This window comes from Staphylococcus sp. IVB6214, assembly GCF_025558585.1.
In the GTDB taxonomy this organism is placed as follows: Bacteria; Bacillota; Bacilli; order Staphylococcales; family Staphylococcaceae; genus Staphylococcus.
In genome coordinates, this window is record NZ_CP094723.1 from 416265 (window position 1) to 431231 (window position 14967).

The 14967-nt window shown below is 37.6% G+C and carries 12 protein-coding genes; 11 read left to right on the forward strand and 1 reads right to left on the reverse strand.

What is annotated here, in order from left to right; translation table 11 throughout:
- Window positions 1–3: 3 nt before the first annotated feature.
- The 3 genes from MUA51_RS02040 (at window position 4) to mdh (ending at window position 2329) form a co-directional block, all read left to right on the forward strand.
- Window positions 4–912: an aldo/keto reductase gene (locus MUA51_RS02040; protein WP_262560224.1), complete on the forward strand. Its 909-nt coding sequence runs from the start codon at window positions 4–6 to the stop codon at window positions 910–912.
- Between the two features lie 38 nt (window positions 913–950).
- On the forward strand, window positions 951–1235 hold the full coding sequence (locus MUA51_RS02045) for a hypothetical protein (RefSeq protein WP_262560225.1): 285 nt from the start codon (window positions 951–953) through the stop codon (window positions 1233–1235).
- A 155-nt stretch (window positions 1236–1390) separates the two neighbouring features.
- A complete protein-coding gene (gene mdh / locus MUA51_RS02050; RefSeq protein WP_262560226.1) occupies window positions 1391–2329 on the forward strand; it encodes a malate dehydrogenase in 939 nt (312 codons plus the stop codon).
- A 75-nt stretch (window positions 2330–2404) separates the two neighbouring features.
- On the opposite strand, the gene MUA51_RS02055 is transcribed toward mdh, so the two are convergent.
- Window positions 2405–3115 carry a CPBP family intramembrane glutamic endopeptidase gene (locus MUA51_RS02055; RefSeq protein WP_262560228.1) on the reverse strand — a complete coding sequence of 237 codons (711 nt, stop codon included), beginning with the start codon at window positions 3113–3115 and terminating at the stop codon, window positions 2405–2407.
- 195 nt (window positions 3116–3310) lie between these two features.
- On the opposite strand from MUA51_RS02055, the gene norA reads away from it, so the two are divergent.
- The 8 genes from norA (at window position 3311) to MUA51_RS02095 (ending at window position 14465) form a co-directional block, all read left to right on the forward strand.
- On the forward strand, window positions 3311–4468 hold the full coding sequence (norA, locus tag MUA51_RS02060; protein WP_262560229.1) for a multidrug efflux MFS transporter NorA: 1158 nt from the start codon (window positions 3311–3313) through the stop codon (window positions 4466–4468).
- A 145-nt stretch (window positions 4469–4613) separates the two neighbouring features.
- The gene (locus MUA51_RS02065) at window positions 4614–6923 is read left to right on the forward strand and encodes a CDP-glycerol glycerophosphotransferase family protein (protein WP_262560230.1); all 2310 of its coding nucleotides are present in this window, start codon (window positions 4614–4616) and stop codon (window positions 6921–6923) included.
- Between the two features lie 24 nt (window positions 6924–6947).
- Window positions 6948–7424 carry a Cys-tRNA(Pro) deacylase gene (gene ybaK, locus MUA51_RS02070; protein WP_262560231.1) on the forward strand — a complete coding sequence of 159 codons (477 nt, stop codon included), beginning with the start codon at window positions 6948–6950 and terminating at the stop codon, window positions 7422–7424.
- Between the two features lie 566 nt (window positions 7425–7990).
- Entirely contained in the window at window positions 7991–8740 is a 750-nt protein-coding gene (locus MUA51_RS02075; RefSeq protein WP_262560232.1) for a DeoR/GlpR family DNA-binding transcription regulator, read from the forward strand.
- A 2-nt stretch (window positions 8741–8742) separates the two neighbouring features.
- On the forward strand, window positions 8743–9666 hold the full coding sequence (gene pfkB, locus MUA51_RS02080) for a 1-phosphofructokinase (protein WP_262560233.1): 924 nt from the start codon (window positions 8743–8745) through the stop codon (window positions 9664–9666).
- Window position 9667: 1 nt separating this feature from the next.
- A complete protein-coding gene (locus MUA51_RS02085; RefSeq protein ID WP_262560234.1) occupies window positions 9668–11572 on the forward strand; it encodes a PTS fructose transporter subunit IIABC in 1905 nt (634 codons plus the stop codon).
- 342 nt (window positions 11573–11914) lie between these two features.
- Window positions 11915–13261 (forward strand): hemolysin family protein, encoded by a 1347-nt coding sequence (locus MUA51_RS02090; RefSeq protein ID WP_262560235.1) that lies wholly within the window; start codon window positions 11915–11917, stop codon window positions 13259–13261.
- A gap of 193 nt (window positions 13262–13454) precedes the next feature.
- Window positions 13455–14465 carry a glycosyltransferase family 2 protein gene (locus tag MUA51_RS02095; RefSeq protein WP_262560236.1) on the forward strand — a complete coding sequence of 337 codons (1011 nt, stop codon included), beginning with the start codon at window positions 13455–13457 and terminating at the stop codon, window positions 14463–14465.
- Window positions 14466–14967 lie beyond the last annotated feature (502 nt).

The following is a 14967-nucleotide window of genomic DNA, read 5'->3' on the forward strand; positions in this document are numbered from 1 at the left end:
CAAATGAAAAAAATTAAAATTAATCAACATGTTTCATATTCTAACTTGATACAAGGCTTTTATCGTGCAGATAAATGGCAGATGTCCGCACAAGAGATGAACCGTTTCTTGCATGAACTTGTTGATCGAGGCATTACAACGATGGATCATGCGGATATTTATGGAAAGTATACGGTTGAAAAGATGTTTGGTGAGGCATTAGCTTTATCACCTGAACTACGCGATCAAATCCAATTAGTAACAAAGTGTGGAATCGTGCAGCCGAATGATATATATCCTGATCAAACGGCGCACCGCTATGACTTGAGCGAGGCACATATTAAACGTTCGGTAGAGCGATCATTGCAACAATTGCAAGTAGACTATATCGACACACTATTGATTCATCGCCCATCTCCGCTAATGAAACCATGTCAGATTACAGATGCACTTAAATCATTAGTCGATGAAGGAAAAGTGCGTGCGTTCGGTGTTTCTAACTTCAGACGTTCACAATATGAGTTATTGAATGATTGTCTTAAAGATGATCGTTTTCATATTGCAGTCAATCAAGTAGAAGTTTCTCCGTATATGTTACAATCGTTTCATGATGGTACTTTAGATGATATGTATAAAGATAAAGTCAAAATTATGGCGTGGGGTCCGTTTGCGGGAGGTCGTTTATTTGATAAAGATGATAAGACGGCACAGCGTGTGTTACCTGTATTGCAACGTATTGCGAAAGCACATGAGACGTCAGTAGAAGCAATTGTTGTGGCATGGCTAACAAGACATCCCGCTACGATTATGCCGATATTAGGAACGCAACGTTTAGATCGTGTAGATGCAGCGATTGCAGGATTAGATGTAACACTCCATGATCAGGAATGGTTTGATATCTATACAGCAGCTCAAGGATATGATATACCATAAGAGATGGCAGATTAAGTGAATGAAATGGGGCAGTGACTATGACTGAAAAAGAATACAAACAGCGTAATCAGTTTAGACTGTATGTTGTTGCATTACCGTACGGATTGTTCGGTTTGATCGTCGCACTTATTTTTATGTTTGATCCTAAACCGATATGGCTGGTGACAGTATTCGGAGTCTTCATGGTTTATAACGTAATTGCGACGTTCACAGCGTTTTTGTTTAAGTATGGTAAAGAAACACTATATTTATTATTTTTAACCCTTTGTATGACGGGTGTTTTTGGTTTCTTCATAAATACACTATTTAAAGGTTTGAGTTAAGATATACATGCATGTAGGCGATGAGTTTATCACCTATGTGCATTTTTTATGTTTGAGCATTTAAATTTAAGGGTAAGCGCTTACAAATTTAAGTTAAATATCATAGATGACAATGTTATAATAAACTTGAATGATAAGTAAGGGGGAATCATCATATGAAACGTAAAAAAGTATCAATTATCGGCTCTGGCCATACAGGGGCAACTTTGGCGTTTATTATTGCAACACAGGGAATGGCAGATGTGCTAATTGTTGACCGTGAGAAGAATGAGCAATCAATGAAGGGGAAGGCACTAGACATTTTACAAAGTGGACCGATTCTTGGCTTTGACACAAAAGTCTCATCCACTGTTGATTATGCAGATACAAAAAATTCGGATATTGTTGTGATTACAGCCGGTGTACCACGACGTCCGGGGATGAGTCGTGATGATCTTGTTCAAACAAATGAAGAAATTATGGTAGATGTGACAGAGAAGATTGTCCGCTATTCGCCTGACTGTACGATTATTGTTTTAACGAACCCAGTTGATGCGATGACGTATACAGTATATAAAGCATCAGGCTTTCCAAGTGAACGTGTTATCGGACAATCAGGTGTCTTAGATACGGCACGATTCAGTACGTTCATTGCCGAAGCGTTAGATGTGGCAGTCAAAGATGTTACAGGTCTCGTACTTGGTGGACATGGTGATACGATGGTTCCACTTGTGCGTCACAGCCAAGTGAACGGGGTTCCTTTGACAGAGTTGATGTCACAAGAAGATATCGATGCAATTGTTGAGCGTACACGTAATGGTGGTGCAGAAATTGTAAAACTTCTCGGTGACGGCTCAGCATATTACGCACCATCGGCAGCTATTTATGAGATGATTGAAGCGATATTATTTGATAAGAAGCGCTTGATTCCAGCTATTGCTTATTGTACAGGTCAGTTCGATTTGGATGATTTGTACATTGGTGTGCCAACCATCCTAGGCGCAAATGGTGTTGAACGTATCGTCGAACTATCATTGAATGAAGATGAACGTGCACAACTTGAGCAATCTGCAGCATCTGTTGAAAAGGTAAAAGCGACATTGCGTCAAAAGTAATGATGTAAGTTAGGGATAAGGAAGAAGACCAGCAGTAAGTGTGAATTTACTGCTGGTCTTCTTCATATGCTTCATTCAAGTCATTTGTTGCAAAATGGCGATGAATGCAATGCCGTTATTCATGATATGGGTTACTATCGCAACAATGATGTTTCCGTTACTCTTTACATAAGTGATGGTGAACATTGTTCCGAGTAAAAGATATGGAATGATTTCGAGCGGAGAATGTGCAGTTTGCATATGTAATAGTGCAAAAGATACAACAGATAGAATACTCATAAAACCGACACCGAACTTTTTGCCGAGTTCGCCGATTAAAACGTGTCGAAATAACAATTCTTCTGTCATCGGGGTCAGTATCACGATACCGAGAAATACAAAGGGGAGCCAGATAGGTTGTTCGAAAAAAATCATCAAGCTGTCTTGATTGCCTGTATCTTTAAACTGCCATTTGGTGGGTAATTGTGTCATGATAGCCATAAAAATAGCATTAGACAGTAGATATCCAATATACGTGAATACAATCAATTTGATATGCTGACGTAAATCTTTGAGATGAATCACGAGTTTGGAACGAAATTGCTGACGGTGTGATACGATTAGAAACAGAATAACAAAAATTGAAGTCAGTATGATACCGATCATTAACATAATCGGTTCAGGCATATTGAGTTTTAAATGTGTAAACACAGTTAAAATCATGAAGGGCAAAGTGACCTGACCTAATATGTAAATCACAAAGGCGCACAAATCACGCCAGACTACTTTTGTTGATGTGTGAAACATGGCTCAACCTCCAGTGGTTTTACAAGGATTAATATACTATAATGACAATCTTAGAAGATGTATGTCTATAATTCATTCTTATACTTATAGTAAGCATTATATAATAGTTGAAAATAGCAAACAAACATCTTTATAACGTATTCTTGTTAGTATATAATATTTCAATGCACAATTTTGATAACGAGAGAGGTTTATATGAAGAAACAATTTATTATTTTATATATGAATATTTTCTTAGTGTTTCTTGGCATTGGTCTCGTCATTCCTGTACTCCCTGTCTATCTGAAAGATTTAGGTTTAACAGGTGCAGACCTTGGTGTAATGGTCGCGGCGTTTGCACTCGCACAGATGATTATTTCCCCGTTCGGTGGTGCGATGGCAGATAAGCTTGGTAAGAAACTAATTATTTGTATCGGGCTTATTTTATTTAGTATTTCAGAATTTTTATTTGCGGTGAGTCATACATTTTCTTTACTACTTGTTTCTCGTGTGCTTGGTGGTTTCAGTGCTGGGATGATTATGCCGGGTGTAACTGGATTAATCGCTGATTTATCACCGATGCAAGACAAGGCAAGAAACTTTGGCTATATGTCAGCAATTATTTCTGCCGGTTTTATTCTTGGACCGGGAGCGGGCGGTTTTCTGGCAGAGATTTCACACCGGATGCCATTCTATTTTGCAGGAGCGCTTGGCGTCTTGGCATTTTTCGGCACGGTTATTTTTGTTCAGTCACCGAAACATGAAACAACTCAAGGATTTGCGTCATTTGAAAAGTCTGAACTTGAAAAAATACAGGTTAAACAATTCATTACACCCGCTATTTTAACGTTAATACTTGCGTTTGGTTTGTCTGCATTTGAGACATTATTTCCACTTTACACAGCGGATAAAATAGATTTCCAACCAGCAGATATCTCAATTGCGATAACAGGTGGAGGTATTTTTGGGGCGATTTTCCAAGTGTTTTTATTCGATAAGATGGTTCGTTATTTAAATGAACTCACGCTTATTGTGTATTCACTTGTTTATTCTGCACTGATTCTAGGTTTATTAATTTTTGCCCACTCATATTGGCATGTTATGTTAATTTGTTTCATCGTATTCATCGGTTTCGACTTGATTCGACCAGCACTGACAAATTACTTTTCGAATATTGCAGGTAATCGACAAGGATTTGCAGGAGGCTTGAACTCGACGTTTACGAGTATGGGTAACTTTATCGGGCCACTTATTGCAGGGAGCTTATACGATGTCAATATTGAATATCCTTTAATTATGTCAATATTATTTATGTTAATGGGGTGTGTTGTTATTATGATTGAGAAGGTTATTAGAAAACGATATATCTCATAAGTATTAAGTATAAAGAACGAGACGAGAAGGCAATGGAATCGATTGCTTTCTGTCTCGTTTTTTGTATGGAATATGTCAGAAACCACGATAAAATGAGTTCATGGTATAATGAGTGCAAATATGAGATAAGAGGAGCGATTGAGTGATGCGCATCAAAATACTAGGGTACAATATCTTTCAAAAGGGTGGAACGTCACGAAGCAACTTAAACCTTGTGCAAGCATTAGTAGCGGAAGGTTTTGAAGTGACTTATGTGAACTATATAGCCTTTCAGCAACGTCAGTTGAAAAGCCTAAGAGCATCGGACAGTAGTGCGTTAGCAGGTGCAAAAGTCACTGCATTCCGTGGTATCCAATCATTACTTGATACTGATTTGTTAATTTTCACGAGAGAGAGCTTTTTCAATATGGCACGTGAAGTGAAGCATTGTGATGCACGTATTCGAATTCTAGGAGAAGTACATGGCCCGCTTGCTTATATATCGGATCAAACGGATCTTGCATTAGAAGCAATTGATGTGATACGTGTCAGTACGCAACAAATCGCTGAAGAATTTAAACAGCGTTATGATTATCCATATGTTTTTCCAATGTATGTGAACACATCGCATGTTTCATGGGAAGTGAAACCTTATGTAGCAAATAAAAATATATTTATGAAAGTACGCTTTGAAGATGAGATTAAAGGGGTATCATATGTATTGAAATTGGTGCATTATGCTGTTCATACACGAGGTGAAAAAGCGTTGCATTTCTATTTGGAAGGATATGGCCCTTCGCGCTCCTTATATGAAAAGCTCATTGATTATTATGAACTACATGAGCATGTTCATATCAATGAAAAAGAGCCAGCGCATTATATTTACTTGTCTGCATCACCATATGAAACACTCGGCTATTCTATTTTAGAATCAGTAGCCGCAGGTCATCAAGCATTGATCTATCCTGGAAAAGATGGGGTGTTACATAATATATATGCAGATTATCATGCGATTGACTTTATTGAAAAAGATTTATCAACAGATTTTGATGTGATGATGGCTGCTTTTAGTCAAGGATATACGTCATTGCAGCAACAAGAAGATCAGCAAAGATATGAATCACAATTTTTAATAGAACATTACGGTGAACAACTCGTTCAACAAGTGATGCAACTGGCGGAATTGCATAGGATTGATGTATCAAATGTGCCCCAACCTAAAATAACGGCGAAGCAACATTTTAGGTCAGGACAACGCCGACGATTTCTAGGAAAACTAAAGCGTACAGTATCGGTGCCGCAGAAAATACGTAATAATGTTTGGACACAGAGAACAGCAAGAGTGGCCCTATTGGTTGAAAGTCAGCTGAAAAGTTATCGCCAACAAACAGTACGACAAGATGCTATATTTATTGAGTCATTTCATGGCAAAAACTTTTCGGGGGATCCTAAGTATATTGCTTTAGCATTACAACGACAAAATCCTAACGTTAGGATTTTTGTGAGTGCACAAAATGAACTCGTAGAAATGGAAATACGTTCATACGGTATGGTGCCTATTCGTTTTGGATCTAGAGCATATATTCGAGCATTTAATCAGTGCAGATATGTGATTATTAATGGAAACTTGTGGGACAAACTATCTAAACAAAAAGACCAACAAGTGATTCAGACGTGGCATGGTTTTCCGTTGAAGCGAATGGTGAACGATCTGATGAATTCAGAAGAACGTCATCGTCAAGCTGAAAGATTTAAACCAAATATGTTGAAGTGGGATGTTTTTTTGACTGTATCACGTCAATATGAGCGTTATGTTACGTCAGCGTTTGATTTGAATGTGCATCCATCATTGCGTGTTTTCCCATACGGTGCACCACGCAATAGTTATTTGATTCGTCATCGACATGATGATAAAGAACGTGAAGCCATTCAAGAAAAGTATTTATTTAACAAAGATGATACGAAGCGTTACATTTTATTTTGTCCAACATGGCGTAAAGAAACACGGAGTAATGTATCTCAGTTAGATTTGGTGTCATTGTTAGAAAGGTTACCATCTCATTATGAAATTATCGTCAAACTACATCCGAATGAAGGACATCTATATCAGACATATCGAGCAATGCATGAACGCATTCATTGTTTTGACAATGCATTAGTGGATATTCAAGAGTTGTATTTGTTAGCAGATATTTTAATGACGGATTATTCTTCAGCTATGTTTGATTATGCACATTTACAGCGTCCAATCTTAGTTTTAGATGAAGATACAGTATCATATGGGCAAGAAGTAGGCTTCTATTTTGATGTCACACAATTAACATCTATTCATCACGTAAAACCAGATGTGCAAAAAGTGACGGACTTGATTCAACAAATAGAAACGGTAGATCATCACTCATTGATTGAACAATTTATGACTTATGATACTGCGACATCAGATGACGTAGTAGCGAACGAAATTTGGCAACTTTGATATTGAGTAAGAGGTGTGTGAAAGATGAAAGTGAAAAAAACAAATGCAATGCGCATATTAGACAGAGCTAAAATAGATTACGAAATGCGCACATTCGAAGTGGATGCGGCGCATATTGAAGGTTCGGAAGTAGCAGAACGTATCGGTGTTAACGATGCGCAAGTGTTTAAAACGCTTGTACTTACAAATGGTAAACGAGATTATTTTGTGTTTGTCATTCCAGTTTCGGGTCATCTTGATATGAAGGCAGCTGCATCAAGTGTCCATGAGAAAAAACTAAACTTAATGCCGCTTGATGATTTGAAGAAAGTAACAGGGTATATTCGTGGTGGATGTTCGCCAATTGGCATGAAAACTAAGTTTCCAACTGTTGTTGATGCATCGATTAAGCATATAGATCAAGTTTTTGTCAGTGCTGGTCAACGTGGTGTGCAAATGGGCGTTGCACCAGATGATTTAATTCAAGCAGCAGAAGCACAGATTGCGACAGTTGCAGAATAATAAAAAAAGAGAACGGGTTAGTTCGCCTTTTTGTGGTGGGATGGCATGAAATGCTGTCCTGCTTTTTTTCAAATAAAAAAGCGCTCATGCCTCTATCATTTTAAGTGACCAAACAAAAAATTGAGAGGAGACATGATGCGCCTATGTGTGATGATATATTAAAACTACCAAAAATAAAAGATGAAAATATTCAAGTTTTTAAAGTGGAAGTGTGATTAATAAATTTTTTCTTTACCTTTTATTGGGGTGAGATTCACAGTGATAATCTCGAATTGTTTTACTATATCTCATTATCTACTGAATGATCATAATCATATTCGGTTTCTAAGTATTTGCTACCAGTAATAAAATTTTTGAATGTATTGCTATTGTATAGCAATGGTTTTATATACGGGTCATATATTTCTTGAAAGTGCTTTGTGAATAAATGGGATTACATATGACTGGATTTGAATGGTCTGTGTCCTTTTTATGACTTTTATTGATTGAATATGAATGAATATGATTGTTTGTGATTGATTTTTGAAAACGAATACATTATACTGTAAGAGAATTGAGGTGGTTAGATGCTAACGGATAAGCGACATGCTTTGATTATTGATGTTTTAGGTCAACATAACTTTCTAAGTTTGCAGCAGTTGATGGATTATACGGGATCGAGCGCATCAACGATTCGTCGAGATTTGACGAAGCTCCAATCAGAAGGATTACTGACACGTGTACATGGTGGTGCAAAGTTGATAGATTCAGGAGTGGAGCCGGAATTATCAATGAAACGCACGCAGCATATCGAAGAAAAGATTGAGATTGCAAAACAAGCAGCTAGCCTGATCAATGATAATGATTGCGTGTATTTGGATGCTGGCTCAACAACGCTAGAAATGATTCCTTTTATTAGCGCAACAGATATCACAGTAGTAACGAATGGGTTAACACATGTTGAGTCCTTGTTGAAACAAGGGATTCGTATTTACATTGTCGGTGGTGAAATGAAATCGACTACGATGGCAGTTGTTGGGACACGTGCTGTAAACTTTTTAAGAAACTACTGTTTCAATAAGGTATTTCTTGGTATTAATGGGATTGATGTTGCAACGGGATTAACGACCCCGGATGAGCGAGAAGCATTAATGAAAGAAGTGGCAATACAACAAAGTCAACAAACGTATGTGCTAGCAGATGCATCGAAGTTTTATCAAACGCATTTTGCAACGGTAAAGGCAGTAGAACCACCTATTGTGATTACATCGGCATTTGGTCGTCAGCGTGGCAAAGAGATATTAAAAACAACAAATATAGAACTTCTAGGAGGATGACTATGATTTATACAGTGACGCTAAATCCATCGATTGACTATGTCATGTTTGTAGATGGTTTTGAAGCGGGGGCGTTAAATCGCACAACTGCAACAGCAAAGTTTGCAGGGGGTAAAGGGATTAACGTATCGCGTGTGTTACAAACATTAGATGTGCCATCAACTGCACTTGGTTTTGTAGGTGGCTTCCCAGGAAAGTTTGTAGAAGATACATTAACTTCTGCAGGCATTCAAACAGCATTTACACAAGTAGATGAAGATACACGAATTAATGTGAAGTTGAAAAGTGGTTCGGAAACAGAAATCAATGCGACAGGTCCAACGATTACAGAAGAGAACATCTCTGCATTATTAACGCAACTTCGACAAACAACGTCAGATGATATTGTCGTGATTGCAGGAAGTGTACCAAGTAGTGTACCGCAAACAATTTATGCAGAGATAGCAAAAATTGTACAACAAACAGGTGCACAATTCGTTGTAGATGCTGAGAAGTCTTTAGTAGAAGGGATTTTACCGTATGGTCCACGATTGATTAAACCTAACAAGGTTGAGTTGGAAGAAATGTTTGATACGACAATTACGTCTGATGTAGATGTGCTGAAATACGGACGTAAGTTATTAGACAAAGGGGCACAATCAGTATTGGTTTCTCTTGGTGGAGATGGTGCAATCTACATTGATGCATCTCAAGCATATAAAGTTTCTGCGCCAAAGGGCAAAGTCATCAACACGGTTGGTGCAGGTGATAGCACAGTTGCTGGAATGGTTGCTGGGTTTACACAGGAATTGCCTCAACAAGAAACATTAGCATTAGCAATTGCATCAGGTTCAGCGACAGCATTTAATGATGACTTAGCGGAACGCTCTATGATTGATACATTATTAGAAAATATTAGCATGACGCAGTTACATGAGGAGGGGTAATATGAGAATTACAGAGTTATTGACAAAAGATACCGTTGCAATGGATCTTGCAGCAACTTCAAAAGATGCAGCAATTTCAGAATTAGCACAACAATTGAATAAAGCAGGCAAATTGAATAACTTAGCGGATTTTGAAGAAGCAATCCACGCGCGTGAATCACAAAGTTCAACAGGAATTGGTGAAGGAATTGCCATTCCACACGCGAAAGTAGCAGCGGTAGACACACCTGCGATTGCTTTCGGTAAATCTAAAGCAGGAATTGACTATCAAAGTCTTGACATGCAACCAGCACACTTATTCTTTATGATTGCAGCACCAGCATCAGGGGCTCAAACACACTTAGATGCACTTGCAAAATTATCAGGGATTTTAATGGATGACAAAGTACGTGAAGCTTTATTACATGCTGAGTCACCAGAAGAAGTGTTAGCAATTATTAACAAAGCAGATGATGAAGTAGCAGATGAGGACGAAGTAGTAGCACCAGCTGACTTAGACGCAAGTGAACCTTATGTGCTTGCTGTTACAGCTTGTCCAACAGGTATTGCGCATACGTTCATGGCACGTGATGCTTTGAAAAAACAAGCAGAAGCAATGGGCGTCCAAATTAAAGTTGAAACTAACGGTGCAGGTGGTATTAAAAATCATTTAACAGCAGAAGATATCGAAAAAGCAGATGGTATCATCGTTGCAGCAGACGTACATGTTGAAACAAACCGTTTTGACGGTAAAAATGTCGTACAAGTACCTGTTGCGGATGGAATTAAACGACCAGAAGCATTAATTAATACAGCATTAGATAAAAGTAGAAAACCATTCGTTGCAGAAAAAGGTGCAAGTACATCAGCAGGTAATGATGAAAAACTTGGCATTGGTAAAATAATCTATAAACATTTAATGAATGGTGTATCAAATATGTTACCGCTTGTTATCGCGGGTGGTATCTTAATGGCAATTGTATTCATGTTCCATCCGAATGCTTTTGATCCAGAAAGTACTCATTATAATGCATTCGCAGCATCATTATGGGAAATTGGTAGTAAGAGTGCCTTTGCGTTAATCATTCCAATCTTATCTGGTTACATCGCACGTAGTATCGCTGACAAACCAGGTTTCGCAGCTGGTCTTGTTGGTGGTATGTTAGCAGTATCAGGTGGATCAGGTTTCATCGGTGGTATTATCGCAGGTTTCTTGGCAGGTTACTTAACAGAAGTTATTAAAGCAGCAACAAAGAACTTCCCACAAATGCTTGAAGGTTTAAAACCAACATTGATTTATCCATTGATTTCAGTAACAATTACTGGTTTAGCAATGATTTATATCTTTAATACACCAGCAGCATGGTTGAACAATGCATTGATTTCAGGTTTAGATAGTTTATCAGGTACAAACGTTGTGATTCTTGGTGTTGTGCTTGGTGCCATGATGGCTATCGATATGGGTGGACCGTTCAATAAAGCAGCTTATGTATTTAGTACAGCAGCATTAACAGCAGGTAATCCAGAACCAATTACAGCAGCAATGGTCGGTGGTATGGTACCACCAATCGCACTTGCAATTGCGATGTTAATTTTCGGTAACAAATTTACAAAAGCACAAAAAGGTTCTATCGTTCCTAACTTTGTGATGGGCGCAAGTTTTATTACAGAAGGTGCAATTCCTTTTGCAGCAGCTGACCCATTACGTGTGATTCCTTCAATGATGGTTGGGTCAGGTATCGCAGGTGGTTTAGCATTACTTTTCGGTTCTCAAATTCAAGCCCCACACGGCGGACTTGTCGTAATCTTTGGAACAGACTGGAGCCATTCATTGTTTACAATTATTGCAATCTTAATCGGTTCTTTAGTCGGTGCAGTGATGTATAGTTTATTGAAGAAAAAACCAACAGATACACCAACAATTTAAGATTATTTCAAAAGAGGCTAGGTCATTGACCAGTCTCTTTTTTTGGTCTTAAATATTACGATATATTTTTCGTTTTTAATTTGTTACTTACGGGTATATTACACAGTCGGCAACCACTGATGTGAGACTTTTAATCGCGTGCCATATTCTTATGTATAAATTCATAATAAGTTGTGGTATGATAAAATTAATATTTTTATGTCTGGAGGTAGCTCAATGGGAAGGATTTAGTACGTTTAATGTATCAGAAAATATCTGTCACAAATAAAAACATGACGACATCACTTTCTATTGAGTGGTGTTAATTTAACGGAGGTGAATCCCTAGTTATTAGGGAACTAATTGGACAGTACGACCATCATTTATTTAATCATATTTTTTATATTAATTGCATTGACAACCGTCTTTGTAGGTTCGGAGTTCGCCTTAGTAAAAGTGCGTGCGACGAGAATTGAACAATTAATCGGTGAAGGGAACGGAAATGCCCGAGTGGTGAAAAAGATGATTTCCAACTTGGATTATTATCTTTCAGCGTGTCAGTTGGGGATTACAGTCACGTCATTAGGACTTGGTTGGTTAGGGGAACCATTGTTTGAACGTCTTCTACATCCAATCATTGAACTGGTTAATATCCCTGATGCACTTGTAACAACGATATCAATCGTCACAGCATTTACGATTGTGACGTATATTCATGTCGTTGTCGGTGAGCTAGCACCTAAAACATTGGCAATTCAATATACTGAACGCATCGCACTACTTTATGCACGTCCACTTTATTATTTTGGGTTTGTGATGAAGCCGCTCATCTGGTTGATGAATGGTTCAGCCCGCCTGATTATTCGTATGTTTGGTGTAGATCCAAATGACTCGAATGAAGCAATGTCAGAAGAAGAGCTTAAAATCATTATGAATAATAGCTATCACGGTGGAGAAATCAACCAGACAGAACTCGCATACATGCAAAATATCTTTTCATTTGATGAGCGACATGCTAAAGACATCATGGTACCACGAACACAAATGGTGACATTAAACGAGCCATTCAATGTGGATGACCTGTTGGAAACCGTCAAAGAACATCAGTTTACACGCTATCCAATTACTGAAGATGGCGACAAAGACCATATTAAAGGATTTATCAATGTAAAAGAATTTTTAACAGAGTATGCTTCAGGTGTTCCAATTAAAACGAGTGACTATATCCATGAGTTACCGATGATCTCTGAAACAACACGTATTAGTGATGCACTCGTTCGTATGCAACGAGAACATGTCCATATCAGTTTGATTATCGATGAATATGGCGGAACAGCTGGTATTTTAACGATGGAAGATATTTTAGAAGAAATCGTTGGCGAAATTCGAGATGAGTTTGATGATGATGAAGTCAACGACATTGTACAATTAGATGAAAAGACATATCAAATCAATGGACGTGTTTTATTAAGTGATCTTGAAGAACAGTACGACATTGAATTTGAAGACTCGGAAGATATCGATACAATTGGTGGCTGGTTGCAAGCACAAAATACAAACTTAGAGCAAGATGATTTTGTAGATACCGTATTTGATCGTTGGGTTATTTCGGAGATTGAAAACCACCAAATTATTCATGTTTTATTACGTTATGAATATAATGCAGAACGCCCTAAAAATATGGATGAAGATGATCAAGATGAGCATTAACCGATAGAAACAGAGAACATCACTTTTGTAATAAGAATCAAAAGTGATGTTTTTTTGTTTGACAGGTATTTTCTATGTAAATTTTTGAATACAAGTTATAATGTTGAATAAATTGGGTAGAGTAAAAATTGAAATAAAGATAACTGGTAATACATTGAATTGATAATTGAACAATAAAGTAGGTGTACTGAAAGTGAAAGTAAGAGTAATTGTACCTTGTTATAATGAAACAGCTGTTTTACAACGTACGATCGATAAGTTACAGGAAATTTTAGATGAGGATGCGATAAAACAAGGTTACACATATGACTTATTATTTGTAGATGATGGTAGTAAAGATACGACAATCGATATTTTGCAACAAGCAGCAACACAGTCCCCCGTTGTGAAGTTTATATCTTTTAGCCGTAATTTTGGCAAAGAAGCTGCTATGATTGCAGGATTTGAACATAGTGTCGATTGTGATGCAGTCGTGATGATTGATGCAGATTTACAACATCCCCCAGAAATGATTCCCGATATGATCAAAGCATACGCTGACGGTTATGATCAAGTAGTTGCAAAGCGCAATCGTGACGGTGAAACAGCAAGTCGCAAGTGGATGACACGCTTGTATTATAAGATGATAAATCACTGGGTTGAAGATATTGAATTGGTAGATGGTATTGGAGACTTTCGTCTGTTGAGTCAACGTGCAGTACGTTCTCTCGTTAGTATGCGTGAGTATAATCGTTTTTCAAAAGGTCTTTTTGCATGGATTGGTTATAGTACAAAAATTATCAGTTATGACAACGTGATGCGAGAAGCAGGTGAATCTAAATGGTCATTTAGAAGCTTGCTTAACTATGCTATTGATGGACTAATCTCCTTTAACAATAAGCCGCTCCGCATGATGATATACTTAGGTGTATCGGTTTTTGGTGTTAGTCTTCTGTATATTATCTATCTGTTGATTGATACGCTTTTACATGGCGTCTCTGTACCTGGATATGTCACAATGATTGCTGCAATCTTGCTTATGGGTGGTATCCAGCTGATTTCTATCGGAGTAATTGGTGAATATATCGGACGTATTTATTATGAGGTAAAACAACGACCAAACTATATTGTTCGTGCTGCAAATGTTGACCGACCTTCTAAAGATTCATATGACGCCTCATATACGAATCATATGGAAGAGAAACAACATAGTATTTCTAAATAATATTGAAGAGGCTGAGACATATTACATTTATGTTCCGGGAAACTAATATATGGTATCTCTAAAACAGAGCTTTTGTCGGAAATTCGCAACTTTGAAAAATAAGAAACCGATTTTGAGAATTGCTTGGGTTCTGCTCAACCCCTAAGCGCTTCTTTCACAACCTCGTGATGTCAGTGTTCAAGAAGCAGGGCTTTCGACAGAACGTCGCAATTCCCCAAAATAAAAAAGCTATTTTGAGAATTGCTTGGGTTCTGCTCAACCCCTAACCGCTTCTTTCACAACCTCGTTTGTGATGTGCATCCCAAAAGTTGGATTAAAAATCTAACTTTATGGGGTGTATTTTTTATGAGTAGATATGATAAATTTGAATTTAAAATGTAAATCGTTCAAGAATACTTAAATGATAATTGATGCTTTAAAAACTTAGCAAAAAATACGATCTCCCTGTAAAATTTTTATTTAGAGATTTTGTGTCACCATATAATGCACCATTGTGCTGGAG

Bases quoted from the DNA above. Each gene is read 5' to 3' on its own strand.
- MUA51_RS02085 (WP_262560234.1), top strand. From the start codon at position 9,668: ATGAGAATTACAGAGTTATTGACAAAAGATACCGTTGCAATGGATCTT.
- MUA51_RS02065 (WP_262560230.1), top strand. From the start codon at position 4,614: ATGCGCATCAAAATACTAGGGTACAATATCTTTCAAAAGGGTGGAACG.
- pfkB (WP_262560233.1), top strand. From the start codon at position 8,743: ATGATTTATACAGTGACGCTAAATCCATCGATTGACTATGTCATGTTT.
- ybaK (WP_262560231.1), top strand. From the start codon at position 6,948: ATGAAAGTGAAAAAAACAAATGCAATGCGCATATTAGACAGAGCTAAA.
- MUA51_RS02040 (WP_262560224.1), top strand. From the start codon at position 4: ATGAAAAAAATTAAAATTAATCAACATGTTTCATATTCTAACTTGATA.
- norA (WP_262560229.1), top strand. From the start codon at position 3,311: ATGAAGAAACAATTTATTATTTTATATATGAATATTTTCTTAGTGTTT.
- MUA51_RS02045 (WP_262560225.1), top strand. From the start codon at position 951: ATGACTGAAAAAGAATACAAACAGCGTAATCAGTTTAGACTGTATGTT.
- mdh (WP_262560226.1), top strand. From the start codon at position 1,391: ATGAAACGTAAAAAAGTATCAATTATCGGCTCTGGCCATACAGGGGCA.
- MUA51_RS02075 (WP_262560232.1), top strand. From the start codon at position 7,991: ATGCTAACGGATAAGCGACATGCTTTGATTATTGATGTTTTAGGTCAA.
- MUA51_RS02055 (WP_262560228.1), bottom strand. From the start codon at position 3,115: ATGTTTCACACATCAACAAAAGTAGTCTGGCGTGATTTGTGCGCCTTT.